We start from the raw sequence: 18611 nt of genomic DNA on the forward strand, positions 1-18611 counted from the left end.
ACGATGGCGCAAATCTCGCTCGCCGATCTCAATGCTGCTGATAAGGCCAGCTTTGTCGCGGCCCTCGCCAACGTCGTCGAATATTCACCGTGGATTGCGGAGAAACTTGCCGGGCAGCGGCCGTTCGCCGGTATCAACCAGTTGCACTCAGCGCTGATGGCGGCGATCCAGGCCGCCGAGCCCGACGTGCAGCTCGCGCTGATCCGGGCGCATCCCGATCTCGCCAACAAGACCCAGCGTGCAGCGGGGCTCACTGCAGAATCGACAGACGAGCAGAACAGCGCCGGCCTCGACCGTCTCTCGGATGCAGAATACGCCGCGTTCGAGCGCGTCAACAATGCGTACCGCGAAAAATTCGGCTTCCCCTATATCGTCTGCGTGCGCCGTCACACCAGGGATTCCGTGTTGCGCGACTTCGAGACGCGGTTGCGCAATATCGCCAAGACCGAGACGCGGCGCGCGATCGAGGAGATCGGCCGCATCTCCGCGCTGCGGCTCGATCAGCTCGTCGTCGCCGACGACAAGCTGAAAGTGCATGGCCGGCTTTCCACGCATGTGCTCGACAATCACGCCGGAAAGCCTGCAGCCGGCATCCCGGTGGAGCTCGTCGAGCTCGCGAGCCTCGGTGAGAGCCGCGTGATCGCGCGCGCAATCACCAATGCCGATGGCCGCACCGACCAGCCGCTGATCGGCGGCCGTCCGCTGCCGATCGGCCGCTACGAGCTCAAATTCAGCGTTGCCAAATATTACGCCGAGCGCAACGTGCCGCTGTCAGACCCGCCGTTCCTCGACGAGATCCCGCTGCGCTTTGCGATCAGCGAGCCGGAAAGCCACTACCATGTGCCGCTGCTGGTCACGCCGTGGAGCTACTCGACCTATCGTGGAAGTTAATTCCCAAACTTCTCGTGCAGTGCCGGAAACAGCCGGTCCGGCTTGAACGGCGGCGCGGTGAAGCGGATGCCGGTGGCATCCGCGATCGCATTGCCGAGCGCGGCGGTGACCGGATTGTAGGGGCTCTCGCTCATCGACTTGGCGCCGAGCGGCCCGATCGTGTCGGAGGTCTCAGCAAAGAAGACCTCCGTGCGCGGGACGTCTGCGAAGGAGGGCAGGTGGTAGTCGCGGAATTTCGGGTTGGTGACGCGGCCAGTTGCGTCGATCACCATCTCCTCGTAGAGCGCCGCCCCGATCGCCTGCGCGACGCCGCCCTCGACCTGGCCGCGGCACTGCATGGGATTGGCGACGACGCCGGCGTCCGCCGCCTGCACGCTCCGGAGAATTTTGATCTCGCCGGTGCCCTTGTTCACGGCAACGCGAAAGCCCTGGACGTTGAAGCCGACCGAGCGCGGCGTCCCCTCGGAATTGCCGCTGGCCGCGAACGGCTGCCCGCGTTCGCGCGCAAGCTTCGCGAGTTCTGCAAAGGACATGCGCCGGACGCCGCTGACGACGGCTTCGTCGTCGAGCGTGCAACTCGCTGCGTCGCACAGCCAGGCGCTGGCGGCTGCAGCTTTCAGTTCGGTCGCAAGCCGCATCGCGGCCGCATGCGTTGCCTTGCCCGCAACGAAGGTGCCCGCACTGCCATAGGCGCCGGTGTCGTGACCGCCATGGGCGGTGTCGGACTGTCGCAGGCGGATCCTGTCGACGGTGGTTGCGAGCGTCGTCGCCGCGATCTGCCGGTGCACGGTGCTGGTGCCGTTGCCGAACTCGGCGGTGCCGACGGTGAGGTCGAAGCCGCCGTCGTCGTTGAGCGCGATCATCGCATCCGCGAGATGGCCGGCCGGCGGCACTGTGTCGATCATGGTCAGCGCGACGCCGTCGCCGATCAGCCACTCCGGCGTCAAGTCCGGCTGCGGGCCATCGGCCTGCATGGCGCGTTCGACGAGGTCGAGGCACTGGTCGAGCCCGTAGGAGCCATAGAGCACGTCATGAAATTCGGACGGCGGCGGCGACAGCATGGGATCGCCTGGTTTGACGACGTTGCGCCGGCGCATGTCGTAGGGGTTGATACCGAGCTGCCGTGCCAATTCGTCGATCGCGGCTTCGATCGCGATCTGCGTTTGGGGCAGGCCATAGCCGCGAAACGCGCCCGACGGCACCGTGTTGGTGTAGACGGCGAAGCCGTCGACCTTCTTGTTCGGACAGTTGTAGACGGCGATGGACTCGGACAGCGAGTGGAACATCACGGGCCCGGCGTGATTGCCGTAGGCGCCGGTGTTGGAGAGCACCTCGAGCTGGAGCGCGGTGAGCCGGCCGTCGGCATCGGCGCCGGCCTTGATGTGGACCCGCATCGGATGCCGCGTCGAGGTCGCGATGAACTGCTCCTCGCGGGTCAGCTCCAGCTTGACCGGTCGTCCGGTCTTGAGCGTCGCGAGCGCCAGAATGTCCTCGACGAACATCTCCTGCTTGCCGCCAAAGCCGCCGCCGACGCGTTCGCAGAACACGCGGACCTTGTCCAAGGGAAGCCCAAAGATGTCCGACAGCGCGCGGCGTGTCAGGAACGGCACCTGCGTGGAGGTGCGGACATTGAGCACGCCGGAAGCATCGAGCCAGGCGAGGCCGCCATGGGTCTCCAGCGCCGCGTGCTGCACGCGGTGGCTGTGGAAGGTCGCCTCATAGGTGACGGCAGACGTGGCGAGTGCCGCCGCCGCGTCGCCGTATTCGCCATGGGTCTCCGCCGCGAGGTTACGCTGGGGATCGGCGATGCGGTTTGCGGTGGTGCGGTCAGGATGAATGACAGGTGCACCCGGTGCCATCGCCTGCTCCGGGTCGATCAGCGCAGGCAGGATTTCGTAATCGACCTTCAGCCGCCGGCACGCCTCCTCGGCGGCGGCCTCGCTCTCGGCGACGACGGCGGCGACCTTCTGGCCGATGAAGCGGACGACGTCATCGAGGATGCGGGTATCCTCCGGATCCATCCAGTCCTTCTCATGCCGCGCGGTCGAGATCAGCACCGACGGCGCATCCTCGTGCGTCAAGACCGCGTGCACGCCGGGCACGCGTAGCGCGTCCGACTTGTCGATCGCGACGATCTTCGCGTGGGCGTGCGGTGAGCGCAGCAGCTTGATGTGCAGCAGGCCGTCGATCTGGGTGTCGAAGGTGTAGCGCGCCTTGCCGCGCACGACGTCGGGGCCTGCTGGGGCCGGAAGGCTGCGGCCGAAGGCAGCGCCGGCCTCGACGCTCTCCTCGACATTGGTCTTGCCGAGCAGCGCGTCCTCGATCGAGCGATAGCCGGTGCAGCGACAGATATTGCCCTTCAGCGCCGATCCGAGGTCGGTGCGCTGCGCCTGGTTCAGCGAGGCGCAGGTCAGGATCATGCCGGCGGTGCAGAAGCCGCATTGGAAACCCTGCGCATCGAGGAAGGCCTGCTGCATCGGATGCGCGCCATGGTCGCCACCGAGGCCCTCGATCGTGGTGACGGCGCGCCCCTCGGCGCGGAATGCCGGGATCAGGCAGCTATGCACCGGCTCGCCGTCGAGCAGCACGGTGCAGGCGCCGCAATCGCCGGCATCGCAGCCCTTCTTCACGCCGAAATGGCCGAGCTCGCGCAGGAACGTGCGCAGGCACTGGCCGGCGCGCGGCTCTTGCGGAAACGTCTTGCCGTTGACCTCGAAACTCATGACGGCGTTGCCCCGACGAGTTCGGCGCGAATCTCCTCGGCGAGCCGTAGCGTCATGTGCTTGCGCCAGAGCGGCTTGCCGTGGATATCGGTGTGGTACAGATCATCCGGGATCTGCTGCGCGATCGCGTCGCGAAGCGCGCCCGCGTCCGGGGCCTTGCGAAAGGACAGCTGGATCGGTCGCACCGTCGATGCGGTCACCGACAGCGTCAGCGTGCCATCGCTGTCCAGGCTGCCGATCAGAAGCGCCGCAGAGCGGCCGACCGGGGCCAGCGAGATCTGGCGAAAGGCCGTGCGGCGCTTCAGCGCGGCAATCGGGATATCGATCTGCCGGATCAGGTCGCCCGGCGTCAGGCGGTTGCGCTGGTTGCCAATGACGAAGTCGACGACGGGTATCTTCTCTTCGCCGCCGCCGGCCTTCCAGATGGTGCAGACGCCATCCAGCGCTGACGTGAGCGAGATCATCGGTCCCGCCGGCAACGACATGCAGAGATTGCCGCCGACCGTCGCGGTCTTCCAGATCTTGAATGAAGCAAGGAAAGCCCGGCAGCACTGGCCGATCAGCGGGGCTGCGAGCCAGTCGGGCGGGCAGGCGAAACCGTCGAGCTGCGTGATGGTGCAGGTGGCGGAGATGGTGAGATGGGTGTCGGTGATCGTCAGCGCCGGCCATTTCAGGTCAGTGAGATCGATCAACCGCTTCAGGTGGACCTGGGGCTCCGAGAACAGCCAGGTGCCGCCCGCGAGCCAAGCATCACCTTCCGTCCAGGCGGGCAGCTGCGCGCGCGTTTGCGGATGGGCCACCGTCGTGATGGTATTCAAATCCATGGCTGCGCCAAAGCTTTTCGCCCGTGAATCGTACAGATGAGTCTTGCAAGACCGGAGCCAAGTCGCAACAAGCAAGTCGTAGCATGAAGGTGATCGGGCCGGCGGCCGCCTTGCCGGCCTTGTCATCAGCGGATGTGAGGAGACCACGATCATGAGCGATGCAAAGCCGATCTGGATCAGGGATCCCCTCGCCATCCTCGCTGATGGTGCCGAGCGCGGGATCGTGGTGAGGGATGGCCGGATTGTCGAGCTCGTGCCGGCCGGCGGCAGGCCTGCGACGGCGGATGTCGCGGTGTTCGACGCGGGCGAGCATGTCGTGCTGCCGGGCCTGATCAACACGCATCATCATTTCTACCAGACGCTGACGCGGGCGCTGCCGGCGGCGATGGACCGCGAGCTGTTTCCCTGGCTCCAGGCGCTCTATCCGGTGTGGGCGAGGATGACGCCGGAATCGCTCGAGCTCGGCGTCACCGTGGCGATGTCCGAGCTCCTGCTCTCGGGCTGCACCACCACAACGGATCACCACTATGTGTTCCCGGCGGGACTCGAGGAGTCCGTCGATATCGAGGTCGCAGTCGCAAAACGGCTCGGTGTCCGGGTGCTGCTCACGCGCGGCTCGATGAACCTGTCGCAGCGCGACGGCGGCCTGCCGCCTGACAGCGTCGTACAGGACGAGGACACCATCCTCGCCGACAGCGCGCGGGTGGTTGCAAAGCATCACCAGCGCGGCACGGATGCGATGGTGCAGATTGCGCTGGCGCCATGTTCACCTTTCTCGGTGACGACGTCACTGATGCGCGCCACCGCCGATCTCGCCGACAAGCTCGACGTCCGTCTGCACACCCATCTCGCCGAGACCGAGGACGAGAACAAATTCTGCCAGCAGATGTATGGCTGCCGCCCGCTCGACTATCTCGAGCAATGCGGCTGGCTCAATGCGCGGACCTGGCTCGCTCACGGCATCTTCTTCAATGCGGAGGAGATGAAGCGGCTCGGCAAGGCGAAGACGACCATCAGCCATTGCGCGTGCAGCAATCAAATTCTGGCGTCGGGCTGCTGCCCGGTGTGCGAGATGGAGGAGGCCGGTGTCGGCATCGGCATCGGCGTCGACGGCTCGGCCTCGAACGACGGATCGAATTTGATGCAGGAGGTGAGGGCTGCGTTTCTGCTGCAGCGGGCGCGCTACGGAGTGGCCAAGGTCAGCCACAAGGATGCGCTGCGCTGGGCGACCAAGGGCTCGGCGGCCTGCGTCGGCCGGCCGGAGCTGGGCGAGATCGCCGTCGGCAAGGCCGCCGATCTCGCCCTGTTCAGGCTCGACGAGCTACGCTTCTCCGGTCACGGCGATCCGCTGGCCGCGCTGGTGCTGTGCGGGGCGCATCGGGCCGACAGGGTGATGGTGGCGGGACAATGGGCCGTGATCGACGGCGCGATCCCGGGACTGGATGTTCCCGATCTCATTCGCCGCCACAGTTCCGCGGCGCGGGCGATGCAGGCGGGATAATCCGGGCAAAAAAGAAAGAGGGGGCGACCACAAGTGCCGGGTGCTTCTGGCCACCCCCTCCGAACCTCCTCCGGGAGGAGCAGGTGATCTAGGCAATGCAAGAAGCGTGCTACTTGCCCGGAAGCTTGTCGTCGATGCCCTTGACGTAGAAATTCATGCCGAGGATCTGGCCGTCATCGAGGTGATCGCCACCTTTGCACTCGACCGGCTTGCCGTCCTGCCCAACGACCGGGCACTTGAATGGATGCAGCTTGCCCGCTGTGATCGCGGCCTGGGCATCCTCGGCGAGCTTCTTCACGTCGTCAGGCATGTTGGTGTAGGGCGCCATCGCGAACATGTGGCTGTCGAGGCCACCCCAGCTGTCCTCGGACTTCCAGGTGCCGGCGAGCTCGGCCTTGACGCGCTCGATGTAGTAAGGGCCCCAGGTGTCCAGGATCGAGGTGAGCTGGGTCTTTGGCCCGAACTTGATCATCTCGGAATCCTGGCCGAAGGCGAGCTTGCCGCGTTCGCTGGCAATCTGCATCGCCGCCGGCGAATCCGTGTGCTGCATGATCACGTCGGCGCCCTGGTCGATCAGCGCCTTGGCGGCGTCGGCCTCCTTGCCCGGGTCGAACCAGGTGTTGGCCCAGATGATCTTGACCTTGATGTTCGGATTGATGGTCTGCGCCGCGAGGATCGTCGCGTTGATGCCGGAGACGACCTCCGGAATCGGGAACGAGCCGATATAGCCGAGCACGCCGGACTTCGACATCTTGGCCGCGATCAGGCCCTGGATGTAGCGGCCCTGCCACCATTTGGCCGAGTAGGTCGACATGTTCGGGTTGCGCTTGTAGCCAGTGGCGTGCTCGAAATGCACGTTCGGATATTTTTTGGCGACTTTCAGCGTCGGGTCCATGTAGCCGAACGAGGTCGTGAAGATCAGCTTGTTGCCGGCGCGGACGAGCTGCTCGATGGAGCGCTCGGCGTCGGGACCTTCGGGCACGTTCTCGAGATAGGTGGTCTCGATCTTGTCCCCCAGCTCCTTCACCAGGGCCTGGCGCGCGAGGTCGTGCTGGTATGTCCAGCCCAAGTCTCCGATCGGACCCAGATAGATGAAGCCGACTTTCAGCTTGTCGGCGGCGGAGGCTGCGCTGACGCTTCCGGCAAGCAAAAGCCCGGTAGCCAGCGCAAGAAGTGATTTCCTCATCATCAATCTCCAAACATCAGGGGACAGCCACGATCCGCAACGTGCGCGCCCCATCGCGCCCGCCGCGGAAATGAAACGCTAGCGGTCCGGCACGAACACGGTGCCGAGCGCGGCCGGCGCGGTCGAGCCGCCGGTGCGCGCGCGTGAGAGCAGGACCAGGACGACGACGGTTGCGAGGTAAGGCAGCGCCGACATGAATTGCGAGGGAATGCCGACGCCCCAGCCCTGAGCGTGGAGTTGCAGGATCGTCACCGCGCCGAACAGATAAGCGCCGACCACGAGCCGGCCCGGCCGCCAGGACGAAAACACGACCAGCGCCAGCGCGATCCAGCCGCGCCCCGCGGTCATGCCTGGAATGAAGAACGGCGTGTAGGCGAGCGGCAGATAGGCGCCGGCGAGGCCTGCGCAGGCGCCGCCGAACATCACAGCGAAGGTGCGGATACGCAGCACGGGATAGCCGAGCGCATGCGCGGAGACATGATTGTCGCCGCAGGCGCGGAGGATCAAACCCGCCCGCGTGCGGTACAGGAACCACCAGACGCCGATGACGAGTGCGATGGAGAAATAGACGAAGGCGTCCTCGCCGAACAGCACCCGGCCAATCAGCGGCATGTCCGTGAGGCCGGGAATATAGAGGTGCATCGCGGGCGTGATGCGCTCGCCGACGAAGCCGGCGCCGATCAGGCCGGACAGGCCGACGCCGAGGATGGTCAGCGCGAGACCCGTTGCAACCTGGTTGACGGCGAGCCCGAGCGTCATCAGCGCGAACACCAGCGACATCAGCGTGCCCGCGACGATGCCGAACAGCGCGCCGATGAAGATCGAGCCGGTCAGCCACGCACCTGCAAAACCGCAGGCTGCACCGACGATCATCATGCCCTCGACGCCGAGATTGAGCACGCCGGAGCGCTCGGTCACGAGCTCGCCGGTCGCGGCGATCAGCAGCGGCGTCGAGGCGGCGAGCACCGCGAGGATGATGGCTTCAACCAGTTCCACGGGCCACCTGTCGGTTCGGGAAGACCAGCTTGAAGCGATAGAGAATGAGCGAATCGCAGGCGAGCACGTAGAACAGCAGGATGCCCTGGAAGACCTTGGTGACGTCCAACGGGATCTTCATCGCGATCTGCGCCTGCTCGCCGCCGATAAAGGTCAATGCGAGAAAAAGGCCTGCAATTAATATTCCAAGCGGGTTCAGCCGGCCGAGGAAGGCGACGATGATCGCGGTGAAGCCGTAGCCGGGCGAGATGCCGGGCTGGAGATGCCCGACCGGACCCGCGACCTCGATGATGCCGGCGAGCCCGGCGAGCGCGCCCGACACTGCGAAAGTCAGGATGACCAACTGGTTGGCGTTGAAGCCGCCGAACCGTGCGGCGCGCGGCGCCGCACCGACCACGCGAATCTCGAAGCCCTTGATGGTGTGTCCGAGCAGGATCGCGGCTGCCGCGACGACGAGCAGGGCGATGATCGAGCCGAGATGCAGCCGGCCGCCTTCGATCAGCAGCGGCACCGTCGCTACCGGATCGAACTCGGCCGTAGTCGGGAAGTTGAAGCCATGCGGATCGCGCCAGGGGCCGCGCACGAGATAGTCGAGGAAGAGGTCGGCGACATAGACCAGCATCAGGCTGGTCAGGATTTCGCTGGCGCCGAACTTCACCTTGCAGATCGCCGGGATCAGCGCATAGAGCGCACCTGCGGCGGCGGCGAGCACGAGCATCGCCGGCAGCACCCAGGCCCCGGCATCGGTGCCCTGCGTCTTCACCGCGATCCAGCTTCCGGCCACCGCGCCGATCAGGAATTGGCCCTCGGCGCCGATGTTCCACGCGTTGGCGAGATAGCAGAGCGACAACCCGATCGCGATCATCACCAGCGGCGTCGCCTTCACCGCGATCTCCTGCAGTGAATAGCCGTCGGTCAACGGCGCGATGAAATAGGCTTGCAGCGCCAGAAGCGGATTCTTGCCGAGGATCGCGAACAGGACGGTCATGGTCGCGATCGTGAGGCCGATCGCGATGAGCGGCGAGACCAGCGCGATCGTGTTGGAACGCTCGACGCGCTTCTCAAGCACCAACTGCATGCGCGGCCTCCTTCGGCTCCAGGCTGCTGCCCCCCATCAACAGGCCGAGTTTTTCGCGCGTGGCTTCGCTCGTGACAAGCGGCGCCGAGAGCCGGCCGTGGAACATCACGGCGATGCGGTCGGCGATCTCCGCGAGCTCGTCGAGATCCTGGCTGGTGACGAGCACGGCGGCGCCTGCGGTTGCGAGATCAAGCAGCGCCTGGCGGATCACGGCGGCGGCACCGGCATCGACGCCCCAGGTCGGCTGGCTCACCACCAGCACCGCGGGGTTGCGCAGGATCTCGCGGCCGACGATGAACTTTTGCAAATTGCCGCCGGACAGGCTCGCAGCTTCCGGATCCCGTTTGGCCTTGCGAACGTCGAACGTTTCGGTCGCGCGGTCCACGGTCTTCAGTGTCGCCGCGGTGTCGATGAAGCCGTGATGGACCATGCCGCTGGCGGCGTGCCCGGTCAGTAGCGCGTTCTCCGACAGCTTCATGCGCGGCGCGGTGCCGTGGCCGAGCCGTTCCTCCGGGACGAACGCCGCGCCCAGCTTGCGGCGCCGGGTGATCGAGAGGTGGCCGGCGGCGATGCCCTCGATCACCACCGTGCCAGGGTCCTTCGACAGGCGCTCGCCGGAGAGCGCGGCGAACAACTCGTCCTGGCCATTGCCGGCGACGCCGGCGATGCCGAGGATCTCGCCGCCCTTCAGCTCGAACGAGATGTGCTCGAGCCGCACGCCATGCGCCTCGCTCGGCGCGAGTGAAAGGTCGTTGACGACGAGTCGCGGCACGGTGGTCTTCCGGCCTGCCGGTGCCTTCACCTCCCTGATCTCGCCGCCGACCATCATCCGCGCGAGTGAGGCCGCGGTCTCGAGTCGGGGATTGCAGGTCTCGACTTTCTTGCCGCCGCGCAGGATCGTGGCGGTGTCGCAGAGCCGCTTCACTTCGTCGAGCTTGTGGCTGATGTAGAGGATGGCGCGGCCTTCGGCCTTGAGGCGTTCCAGCACGATGAAGAGCTGGTCGGCCTCCTGCGGTGTCAGCACGGCGGTCGGCTCGTCCAGGATCAGGAATTTCGGATCCTGCATCAGCGCGCGGACGATCTCGATGCGCTGGCGCTCGCCGACCGAGAGTTGCCAGACCTCGCGCCTGGGATCGAGCGGCAGTCCATAGGTCTTCGACACCTGCTCCAGCCGCGCCGACATGTCCTTGAAGGATTCCCTGCCGTCGAGGCCGAGCGCGACGTTCTCGGCGACCGTGAGATTGTCGAACAGCGAGAAATGCTGGAACACCATGCCGATGCCGCGGCTGCGCGCCTCTGACGGACCCGACAGCACGATGGGGTGGCCCTGCCAGCGGATCTCGCCGGCGCTGGGCTGGATCAGCCCGTAGATCGCCTTGACCAGCGTCGACTTGCCGGCGCCGTTCTCGCCGAGCAGGGCATGGATCTGTTTCGGCTGGATCTCGATGCTGATGGAGTCGTTGGCGAGGAAATCACCATAGCGCTTGGTGAGCCCGATCGTCTGAAGCAGAGGGGGCTCGCCGGAATGCAGGTCGTTGGACGTCTGGTCTAACATTCGCTGATGCGCTGGCACGGGGTGAAGTGCCTCAATTGTGGGCTAGTTTGAACCGTCGCGTAAGATGTGAAAAAGCGTCATCCCTTGCTCAACGCTTCGGCAGGCGGTCTGTGTCGCGAGTCGCGGCCCTCGTCAGTCGATGATCGTTTCCAACCGACATCAGGGAGAGCCATTGCGGCGGCCTCCTGCGAGAGACGCCTGTTGCAAATTTGTGACGGCTCAAACCAAATCGGAACCCGCTGTGCAGGCCTGACGTGAAGTTGAGCAAAGTCGCGCCTGCGCGCGTATGCAATTCCCGACCGGGCCAACGGTCGCTGTCGTCAATTGTGTCTGCATTCTTGCGCCGCCACAAAAGACAAATGAAATCAAACGGGAATCTTCGGCATCGCGTCACCGCACGCACGCCGCAGCGAAACGGAAAAAATCCTCGAATTCCTGGGTTGAAAGGCCGCCTCCTGCCGAAACAAGCGGCATGCCTTGAAAAAAGTTGAGGCTTCTCACTCCGGGAGATCGGCGCAAGTGTCGCACCCAAGGGGCGTTCATTTTTACGTGTCCAAACTTGGGGGTATTCAGGATGTCGTTTGGTTTCAAGGCAATCGCAGCCGCGGCGCTGTCGATTGCTACACTCGCTACCAGTGGCCTGGCTCAGGCAGCGGACCTGCCGGTCAAGGCTGCCAAGAAAGCGTCGGACGTCCCGTTCTTCCTGGTGATCGACAACCGCGTCACGTTCTCCTGGATGCCCAAGGGCACTGACCCCGGCATGTGGAGCGTCAATCCGAACGGCAGCATCAACGGTACGACCGCCAAGCAGGTTTATTCGTTCACGCACTTCGACCTCTGGGCCTACGGCACCAACTTCTTCACCATCTCCATGTTCAAGTCGGGTCATAACGACCCTGCTTCGCCCTGTATCGCACCTGGTCTGTCCTCCTCCTTCGGTGCAGCCGACTGCGCCGGCGCGACCGAGATCTACGGCCTATTCCGCTCGACCTTCGGCTGGAACCAGCTCTTCAACACCAAGGCCTTCACCACGGGGCCGCTGCAGAACATCTCGTTTGAAGTCGGTATGGATGGCAATTCCGAGAACACCTTCTTGGCGCCCGCGAAGCGGGACGTCGTTGCCGGTCTCCAGTTCGCCTTCGATCTTCCTTACAAGGGCTACATCAACGTCGCGCCCTTGATGTACTGGGAGTTCTCCAACCACAACGCCTTCACTCAGTGCGGCAGCGGTTTTGCTGGCCCCCTCCCGGGTGTGAGCTGTAATTCCGATGGCAATGTCAGCTACAACCCGACCTGGGCCGTCGAAATCAACTACTACATGGACCTCGGTTTCCTGCCGCCGAACATGCAGTTCTGGTCGATCAGCGGCCGCGCCGGCTGGTATGGAGCGAAGGGCGACTCGAACGGCCTTCCCGCGCTCTCCGGCCCTGGCCGGTTCTCTACTGCTTCCAAGGTCGAGTTGAACAGCGAACCGATCCGTCTGACCTTCGACGCTTCGAAGGCCGCCTGGGGTGACAAGTACTCGCACTTCGTCGATCTCTGGGTTGCCTATCGCTACTGGCAGAACAAGTTCGGCCTCGACCACAACGCCATGCCCGGCGTCTGCACGGTCGCCGCGACCGGCCAGAGCACCAACAGCTGCACCGAATCCACGGTCTACGGCGGTATCACTGTGAAGTTCTGATCAGCTGAGTCTCCAAGCTACAACGATGGCGCCGCGCATGTCCGCGCGGCTCCATCGGCGCTTGTGAGAGCGTAGGGTGGGCAAAGGCGCAACGCGCCGTGCCCACCATCTCTCCGGGCGGTTGGGATTGGTGGGCACGCTTCGCTTTGCCCACCCTACTAAGGCTACGAAGCCGAGTGTGTGGCGGCGCCTACTTCGTCCACACGCCGTCGTGCAGCGCTTCGGCCTCGTCCTCAAGCAGCGGCCCCACAACCTCCGTCGGCCGCTGGCCGCTGGCAAAGACCTGACGGCACGGCAAATCGAGCGTGGGGTTGTCCGGATGGTTGCCGGTGACGCCGCGCAGGCGGTGCTCGCTGAGGCCGTAGACCACACGGCCGATGCCGGCCCAGTAGATGGCGCCGGCACACATCGCGCAGGGCTCTGCGGAGGAATAGAGCGTGGCCTTCGCCAGCACCTCGCGGTCGAACCTACGGCAGGCCTGCGTGGCCGCGAGGCGCTCGGCATGCGCAGTGCCGTCGTGGTCGGGCATGTAGCCGTTCTCGGTCTCGATCAGCACCTTGCCATCGGCATCGACGACGACGCAGCCGAACGGATGGTTGCCATGGGTGAGCGAGCGGCGGGCGACCGTAAAGGACAGGCGGAGGAAGTGCTCGTCGCGCTCGGATCCGCCGCTCATCGCTCGTCCCTGGTCAATGCCCCGCCATATGCCGGCCGACCACGGTGAGATCGGCTTCGCTGGTTCGTGCTTCATACACGAATTCGCCGTGGAACATCACCACCAGCCGATCGGAGAGTTCGAGCAATTCGTCGAGGTCCTCGCTGACGAGCAGCACGGCGGCGCCACGGTTGCGGGCGGCCATGATCTCGGCGTGGATCTGCGCCACCGCCGCGAAGTCGAGGCCGAAGCAGGGATTGGCCGCGATCAGCACCTCGACGTTGCCGCCAAGCTCGCGCGCCAGCACGGCGCGCTGGACGTTGCCGCCCGACAGCGCCGCGATCGGCGTATCGGGCGTGCGGGTCTTGATCTTGTACTGGGCGATCTTCTTCTTCGCATCGTCCCGGAAGGCGCCGCGGTTGAGCCACCAGCCGAGGCTTGCGAAGGGCGCGCGGTCGAATTCGCGGAAGGCGATGTTGTCGGCGACGCTCATGCCGCCGACGCAGGCGTTCTTGAGCGGCTCCTCGGGCAGCAGCGACATCTTGTGGCGGCGCATCTCTTCGCGGCTGGCGCGATAGGAATCGCCCGCGACGCGAATTTCACCACCCTCCGGCTCGCGCTGGCCGGCCAACACCTCGACCAGCTGGCGCTGGCCATTGCCGGAGACGCCGGCAATGCCGACGATCTCACCGGCGCGGACCGTGAGTGAGACGTCGTGCACGGCGATGGCACCGGCATCGTCGAGCGCGCGGAGCTTTTCCAGCTCCAAACGCGCATTGCCAGCTTCGCCGGTGCGCGGCGGCTGCACGGTCAGCTCTTCGGCGCCGATCATGGTTCGCGCCATCGCATCCGGTGTGAGTTCGGAAACCTTGCCGGCACCTGCGAGCTTGCCGCGGCGCAGGATCGTGACGTCGTCGGCGAAGGCCATGACCTCGCGGAATTTGTGCGTGATCATCAGGATCGTCAGCTCGCCCTTGACGACCATGTCGCGGAGCATGCCAAGAACTTCGTCGGCCTCCGCCGGCGTCAGCACCGAGGTCGGCTCGTCCAGGATCAGGAAGCGGCGCTTCAGATAGAGCTGCTTGAGGATCTCGCATTTCTGCCGCTCCCCGGCGGAGATGTCGGAGACCTTGGCGCCGAGCGGCACCTTGAACGGCATCCGCGCCAGAAAAGCCTCGAGCTCCTTCATCTCCTTCGACCAGTTCACCACGGCCGGCACATCGTCGCGGGCCAGCACGAGGTTTTCGGCGACCGTCATGGCCGGCACCAGGGTAAAATGCTGGTAGACCATGCCGAGGCCGAGCGCGTGAGCGTCCTTTGGATTTGCGATCGCCTGCTCGCGGCCGCCGACGAGGATGTCGCCTTCGGTCGCGTGGTAATAGCCCATGATGCATTTGACAAGCGTCGACTTGCCGGCGCCGTTCTCGCCGAGCAGCGCGTGGAACGAGCCCGGCCGCACCTTCAGCTCGACATTGTCGAGCGCGAGGAAGTCGCCGAAGCGCATGGTCATGGCGATGGCGTCGACGCCGAAGGCGCCTGCTGGCGGCGGCGTTTCGCCGATGATCACGAAATAGCTCCGATGAAGGCGTCCGACGTCGAGACCGCGCCGAACACGCCGCCCTGCATCTTGATCATCTTCAGGGCATGGTCGTGATTGCTCTTGTCGGTGGCGCCGCAGCAATCGTGCAGCAGGACGCATTCGAAGCCGCGGTCGTTGGCCTCGCGCATCGTGGTGTGAACGCAGACGTCGGTCGTGATGCCCGTCAGCACGATATTCTCGATGCCGCGCACGCGCAGGATCAACTCCAGGTCGGTGGCGCAGAACGAGCCCTTGCCGGGCTTGTCGATGATCGGCTCGCCCGGCAGTGGTGCAAGCTCTTCGATGATGTCCCAGCCCGGCTCGCCGCGCACCAGGATACGGCCGCAGGGACCAGGATCGCCGATGCCGGCGCCGATCTGGCGCGAGCGCCAGCGCTTGTTGGCGGGAAGGTCGGAGAGATCGGGGCGATGGCCCTCGCGGGTATGGATGATGTGAAAGCCTTGGGCGCGCATGGCCGCGAGCAGCTTCTTGATCGGCTCGATCGGCGCCCGCGTCAGCGAGAGGTCGTAGCCCATCTTGTCGACATAGCCGCCGATGCCGCAGAAATCGGTCTGCATGTCGATGATGACGAGCGCGGTGTTTTGGGGGCGGAGATCGCCATTGTAGGGCCAGGCGTAGGGCTCGGACTTGATATAGCGCTCGGGCATGATTTCGCTCTCTAGCGGGTGATCGACAATTCGGCCGGGGCTCCGGTCAGCGTGCGTTTCGGCGAGCAGGTGATGATCATGATCGCCAGCGTCAGGATGTAGGGGGCGGCGTTGAAGAGGTGGTAGCCGGAGGTGACGCCGACCGATTGCAGTGCAGGGCCCAGGGCCGCGGCACCGCCGAAGGCGAGCGAGGCCCACAGGCAGAGCAGGGGATCCCAGCGCGCGAAGATCACGAGCGCCACGGCGGTGATGCCCTGGCCGGAGGACAGGCCCTCGTTCCAGCTGCCGGGATAGAACAGCGACAGGAACGAGCCGCCGATGCCGGCAAGAAAACCTCCGACCATGGTCGCGCGCAGGCGGATCAGCAGCACGGAGTGGCCCATCGCGCGCGCTGCGTCGGAGCTCTCGCCGGCGGTGCGGATCAAAAGGCCCCAGCGCGTGGTGCGGAAGGCCCAATAGAGGATCGGCGCCAGCGCGACGCCGATCAGGAACAGGACGTTGACGCGCAGCGCGGCGCGAACCTGCGGGACGTCGCTCCACCAGCCAAAATCGATCGCGGGCAGGCGCGGCGCGGTGGGCTCGATCAGCGGCTTGCCGAGATAGAAGGCAAGGCCGGTGCCGAACAGCATCAGCGCGATGCCGACCGCGATATCGTTGACGCGCGGCAGCGAGCAGATACCGGCGTGCAGCGCCCCCAGCAGTGCGCCTGTGATGCCGGCGGCGAGCACGCCGAGCCAGGGCGATCCCGTGAGATAGGAGATGCCGTAGGCGCTCATCGCCCCCATCACCAGCGTGCCCTCGAGGCCGAGATTGATGCGGCCGGAGCGCTCGGTGATGCATTCGCCGAGACTCACGAACAGGAACGGCGTCGAGACGCGGATGGCGCCGCCGAGCACGGCGAGCGGGACAGTCCAGAGCCCGATCGATCCGTCTGCCATCTCAGGATTTTCCCTTCAACAATCCAATGCGGCCGTAAAGTGCATCGCTGGCCAGCACGAAGACGAAGATGATGCCCTGAAGCACCAGAACGGATGCGTCGGGCAATCCGAGACGGCGCTGCAGCAGGCCGCCGCTGGCGCTGATGCCGCCGAGCAGGATCGCGACAGGAATGATCGCGAGCGGATTCTGCCGGGCGAGGAAGGCGACGAGAATGCCGGTGAAGCCGTAGCCCGCCGCAAGATTGGCGTTGGTGCGTCCCTGCACGGCGGCGACCTCGACCATGCCGGCAAGGCCCGCGGCGCCGCCGGCGAGGAAGCAGATGGTCAGGATCAGCTTGCTGACGCCGAGACCGACGATCTTTGCGGCGCGGATGTTGCCGCCGGCGACCCGCGCGGCGAAGCCGAACACGGTGTGATAGATCAGGATGTAGGCGGCGATCGCGGCGATCAGGCCGAAGACGAGGCCCCAATGCACGTCGGTGCCGGGAATGCTGCCGATCATGTTGGCGGCGCCGATCTCGCGCGTCGACGGCTTGTTGAGGCTGGCGGGATCGCGCATCAGCCCCTCGACGAGGTGATTGAGGATCGCGAGCGCGATGTAGACGAGCAGCAGGCTCGAGATGGTCTCGTTGACGCCGCGATACTGGCGCAAGCCGCCCGACAGCATGATCCACAGACCGCCGCCGATCACGCCGCCGACGACCATGGCAATTTGGACGACGAGCGGCGGCATGCCCTGAAGCGCCAGCGCGGCGCTGGTCGCCGATAACGCGCCGATCAGGAGCGCGCCTTCGCCGCCGATGATGACCATGCCGAGCTGTGCCGGCAGTGCGGTGCAGAGCGCGGTGAGGATCAGCGGCGCGGCACGCGTCAACGTATTCTGCCAGGAGAACCAGGTGCCGAAAGCGCCGTAGTACATGTAGAAATAGAGGTCGAGCGGGTTCTTGCCGAACATCGCGACGAAGATGCCGAAGATCACGAGCGCGCCGGCCAGCGCCGCGCCCGGGATCAGGATGTATTCGATTGTCGCGCCGTGGCGCTGGAGAAAGCCGGGATCGGCGGCCGGGGCAATTGTCCCGGCCGCTTCAGTAGAATCCGCGGCTTCCGTTGTCACGAAGTCGCTCCGATCACGCCTTCGACCAGGTAGTCCATCTTCTCAAGTTCGGGATCCTTCTGGCCGCGATCGGTGCCGGCTGCGATCACCGTCTTGCCCTTGTTGTCGACCAAGCCGCCCTTGAAGATGGCGTAGCCCTCCGCCGACAGGAATTTGGCCTTGACCTCGTCGGCGTGCTTGCGCGCTTCGGCGGAGACTGCCTCACCGTAGGGCGAGGTCTTGACGATCTCTTCCTTGAGGCCGCCGCGATAGAAGTTCGGGATGCTTTCGCCGGCGGCGATCATCTTCACGAACTTCGGATAGAGCGCTTCCCAATTCCACTCGGCACCGGTGAGATACGCCTTCGGCGCCAGCGGCGACTGGTTGGTGTGATAGCCGCAGACGAAGGCGCCGCGGCGTGCGGCGTTCTCGACCATGGTCTTCGGACCGTCGACATGGCAGGTGAGCACGTCGACGCTCTGATCGATCAGGCTGTTGGTGGCTTCGGCCTCCTTGACCGGCATCGACCAATCGCCAGTGAAAATAACCTGCGTGGTGGCCTTGGGATTGGCGAGCCTGGCGCCGAGCGCGAAGGCGTTGATGTTACGCAGCACCTGCGGGATCGGCTTGGCGGCAACGAAGCCGAGCTTGCCGCTCTTGGAGGTGTAGCCGGCAACGATGCCCGAAATGTACTGGGCCTCGTCGATATAGCCAAAATAGCTGCCGGCGTTCTTTGGATCCTTGTCGCTCCACAGGCCGCCGCAGTGCTCGAAGCGCAGCTTCGGGAACTTGGTGGCCATCTTGATCATGTGCGGGTTGTAGTAGCCGAACGAGGTCGGGAAGAGCAGGGTGGCGCCGTCGAGGTTGATCATGGACTCGATCGTCTTCTCGACCGCGTCGGTCTCCGGCACCTTCTCTTCCTCGACGACCTTCAGCCCCGGAATTTTCTTCAGTGCCGCCGCGCCCTGCGCATGCGCCTGGTTGTAGCCGTAGTCGTCGCGCGAGCCGACATAGATGAAGCCGATGGTGGTATCGGCCGCGAAGGCGGGACGGACGCCCGCAGCCGCACCGAGGGTCAGGGCCGCGCCGCCCTGCAACAAATGACGTCGTGAAATCTTGCCGAAATCCATTGCTCGCTCCCCTTGGCGGATGTCCCGCCTTAATCTCGCGGCCGCGCCGGTCTGGCGGAGCCTGGGGATAAGATGTCGCAAGCTTCGTGCCAGAGGCCACGGAGTGGTCA

General features: G+C 65.2%; 15 protein-coding genes. 3 read left to right on the forward strand and 12 right to left on the reverse strand.

Annotation, left to right across the window (positions count from 1 at the left end; all coding sequences use genetic code 11):
• The first annotated feature begins 3 nt into the window (after positions 1 to 3).
• Positions 4 to 891 (forward strand): 2-oxo-4-hydroxy-4-carboxy-5-ureidoimidazoline decarboxylase, encoded by an 888-nt coding sequence (gene uraD, locus AB7G19_RS13015; RefSeq protein WP_441267841.1) that lies wholly within the window; start codon positions 4 to 6, stop codon positions 889 to 891.
• On the opposite strand, the gene AB7G19_RS13020 is transcribed toward uraD, so the two are convergent.
• The gene (locus tag AB7G19_RS13020) at positions 888 to 3614 is read right to left on the reverse strand and encodes a molybdopterin-dependent oxidoreductase (protein ID WP_441267842.1); all 2727 of its coding nucleotides are present in this window, start codon (positions 3612 to 3614) and stop codon (positions 888 to 890) included. The two genes, uraD and AB7G19_RS13020, sit on opposite strands and share 4 nt — an antisense overlap.
• Positions 3611 to 4438 (reverse strand): FAD binding domain-containing protein, encoded by an 828-nt coding sequence (locus AB7G19_RS13025; protein WP_441267843.1) that lies wholly within the window; start codon positions 4436 to 4438, stop codon positions 3611 to 3613. Before AB7G19_RS13025 ends, AB7G19_RS13020 begins: the two co-directional genes overlap by 4 nt.
• A 151-nt stretch (positions 4439 to 4589) precedes the next feature.
• On the opposite strand from AB7G19_RS13025, the gene AB7G19_RS13030 reads away from it, so the two are divergent.
• Positions 4590 to 5939: an 8-oxoguanine deaminase gene (locus tag AB7G19_RS13030; protein ID WP_441267844.1), complete on the forward strand. Its 1350-nt coding sequence runs from the start codon at positions 4590 to 4592 to the stop codon at positions 5937 to 5939.
• A gap of 109 nt (positions 5940 to 6048) precedes the next feature.
• On the opposite strand, the gene AB7G19_RS13035 is transcribed toward AB7G19_RS13030, so the two are convergent.
• From AB7G19_RS13035 to AB7G19_RS13050, 4 genes are all read right to left on the reverse strand, one after another.
• Positions 6049 to 7125 (reverse strand): BMP family ABC transporter substrate-binding protein, encoded by a 1077-nt coding sequence (locus AB7G19_RS13035; RefSeq protein ID WP_441267845.1) that lies wholly within the window; start codon positions 7123 to 7125, stop codon positions 6049 to 6051.
• Positions 7126 to 7203: 78 nt separating this feature from the next.
• Complete coding sequence (locus AB7G19_RS13040; protein WP_441267846.1) at positions 7204 to 8121, reverse strand: ABC transporter permease; 918 nt, start codon at positions 8119 to 8121, stop codon at positions 7204 to 7206.
• Entirely contained in the window at positions 8108 to 9199 is a 1092-nt protein-coding gene (locus tag AB7G19_RS13045) for an ABC transporter permease (RefSeq protein ID WP_441267847.1), read from the reverse strand. Before AB7G19_RS13045 ends, AB7G19_RS13040 begins: the two co-directional genes overlap by 14 nt.
• Entirely contained in the window at positions 9183 to 10754 is a 1572-nt protein-coding gene (locus AB7G19_RS13050; protein ID WP_441267848.1) for an ABC transporter ATP-binding protein, read from the reverse strand. The genes AB7G19_RS13045 and AB7G19_RS13050 overlap by 17 nt, the downstream gene beginning before the upstream one ends.
• Positions 10755 to 11328: 574 nt before the next feature.
• Between AB7G19_RS13050 and AB7G19_RS13055 the strand changes: the two genes are divergently transcribed.
• The gene (locus AB7G19_RS13055) at positions 11329 to 12438 is read left to right on the forward strand and encodes a hypothetical protein (RefSeq protein WP_354130744.1); all 1110 of its coding nucleotides are present in this window, start codon (positions 11329 to 11331) and stop codon (positions 12436 to 12438) included.
• Positions 12439 to 12628: 190 nt separating this feature from the next.
• On the opposite strand, the gene AB7G19_RS13060 is transcribed toward AB7G19_RS13055, so the two are convergent.
• The 6 genes from AB7G19_RS13060 to AB7G19_RS13085 are packed head-to-tail and all read right to left on the reverse strand — an operon-like array spanning position 12629 to position 18501.
• Positions 12629 to 13114, reverse strand: coding sequence for a nucleoside deaminase (locus AB7G19_RS13060; protein WP_441267849.1), 486 nt, complete (start codon positions 13112 to 13114; stop codon positions 12629 to 12631).
• A 13-nt stretch (positions 13115 to 13127) separates the two neighbouring features.
• On the reverse strand, positions 13128 to 14660 hold the full coding sequence (locus AB7G19_RS13065; RefSeq protein WP_354266771.1) for an ABC transporter ATP-binding protein: 1533 nt from the start codon (positions 14658 to 14660) through the stop codon (positions 13128 to 13130).
• Positions 14657 to 15340, reverse strand: a complete 684-nt coding sequence (gene biuH, locus AB7G19_RS13070) for a biuret amidohydrolase (RefSeq protein WP_354096633.1) — start codon at positions 15338 to 15340, stop codon at positions 14657 to 14659. Before biuH ends, AB7G19_RS13065 begins: the two co-directional genes overlap by 4 nt.
• Before the next feature lie 11 nt (positions 15341 to 15351).
• A complete protein-coding gene (locus tag AB7G19_RS13075) occupies positions 15352 to 16278 on the reverse strand; it encodes an ABC transporter permease (protein WP_038957599.1) in 927 nt (308 codons plus the stop codon).
• A gap of 1 nt (position 16279) precedes the next feature.
• Complete coding sequence (locus AB7G19_RS13080; protein WP_441267850.1) at positions 16280 to 17392, reverse strand: ABC transporter permease; 1113 nt, start codon at positions 17390 to 17392, stop codon at positions 16280 to 16282.
• Positions 17389 to 18501, reverse strand: coding sequence for a BMP family ABC transporter substrate-binding protein (locus AB7G19_RS13085; RefSeq protein ID WP_441267851.1), 1113 nt, complete (start codon positions 18499 to 18501; stop codon positions 17389 to 17391). Before AB7G19_RS13085 ends, AB7G19_RS13080 begins: the two co-directional genes overlap by 4 nt.
• Positions 18502 to 18611 lie beyond the last annotated feature (110 nt).

The organism is Bradyrhizobium sp. 215_C5_N1_1 (assembly GCF_052075935.1).
In the GTDB taxonomy this organism is placed as follows: domain Bacteria; phylum Pseudomonadota; class Alphaproteobacteria; order Rhizobiales; family Xanthobacteraceae; genus Bradyrhizobium; species Bradyrhizobium barranii.

What these genes read in the sequence shown, in the direction of transcription:
- uraD (WP_441267841.1), top strand. Translation starts at nt 4, where the DNA reads ATGGCGCAAATCTCGCTCGCCGATCTCAATGCTGCTGATAAGGCCAGC.
- AB7G19_RS13020 (WP_441267842.1), bottom strand. Translation starts at nt 3,614, where the DNA reads ATGAGTTTCGAGGTCAACGGCAAGACGTTTCCGCAAGAGCCGCGCGCC.
- AB7G19_RS13025 (WP_441267843.1), bottom strand. Translation starts at nt 4,438, where the DNA reads ATGGATTTGAATACCATCACGACGGTGGCCCATCCGCAAACGCGCGCG.
- AB7G19_RS13030 (WP_441267844.1), top strand. Translation starts at nt 4,590, where the DNA reads ATGAGCGATGCAAAGCCGATCTGGATCAGGGATCCCCTCGCCATCCTC.
- AB7G19_RS13035 (WP_441267845.1), bottom strand. Translation starts at nt 7,125, where the DNA reads ATGAGGAAATCACTTCTTGCGCTGGCTACCGGGCTTTTGCTTGCCGGA.
- AB7G19_RS13045 (WP_441267847.1), bottom strand. Translation starts at nt 9,199, where the DNA reads ATGCAGTTGGTGCTTGAGAAGCGCGTCGAGCGTTCCAACACGATCGCG.
- AB7G19_RS13050 (WP_441267848.1), bottom strand. Translation starts at nt 10,754, where the DNA reads ATGTTAGACCAGACGTCCAACGACCTGCATTCCGGCGAGCCCCCTCTG.
- AB7G19_RS13055 (WP_354130744.1), top strand. Translation starts at nt 11,329, where the DNA reads ATGTCGTTTGGTTTCAAGGCAATCGCAGCCGCGGCGCTGTCGATTGCT.
- AB7G19_RS13060 (WP_441267849.1), bottom strand. Translation starts at nt 13,114, where the DNA reads ATGAGCGGCGGATCCGAGCGCGACGAGCACTTCCTCCGCCTGTCCTTT.
- biuH (WP_354096633.1), bottom strand. Translation starts at nt 15,340, where the DNA reads ATGCCCGAGCGCTATATCAAGTCCGAGCCCTACGCCTGGCCCTACAAT.
- AB7G19_RS13075 (WP_038957599.1), bottom strand. Translation starts at nt 16,278, where the DNA reads ATGGCAGACGGATCGATCGGGCTCTGGACTGTCCCGCTCGCCGTGCTC.
- AB7G19_RS13085 (WP_441267851.1), bottom strand. Translation starts at nt 18,501, where the DNA reads ATGGATTTCGGCAAGATTTCACGACGTCATTTGTTGCAGGGCGGCGCG.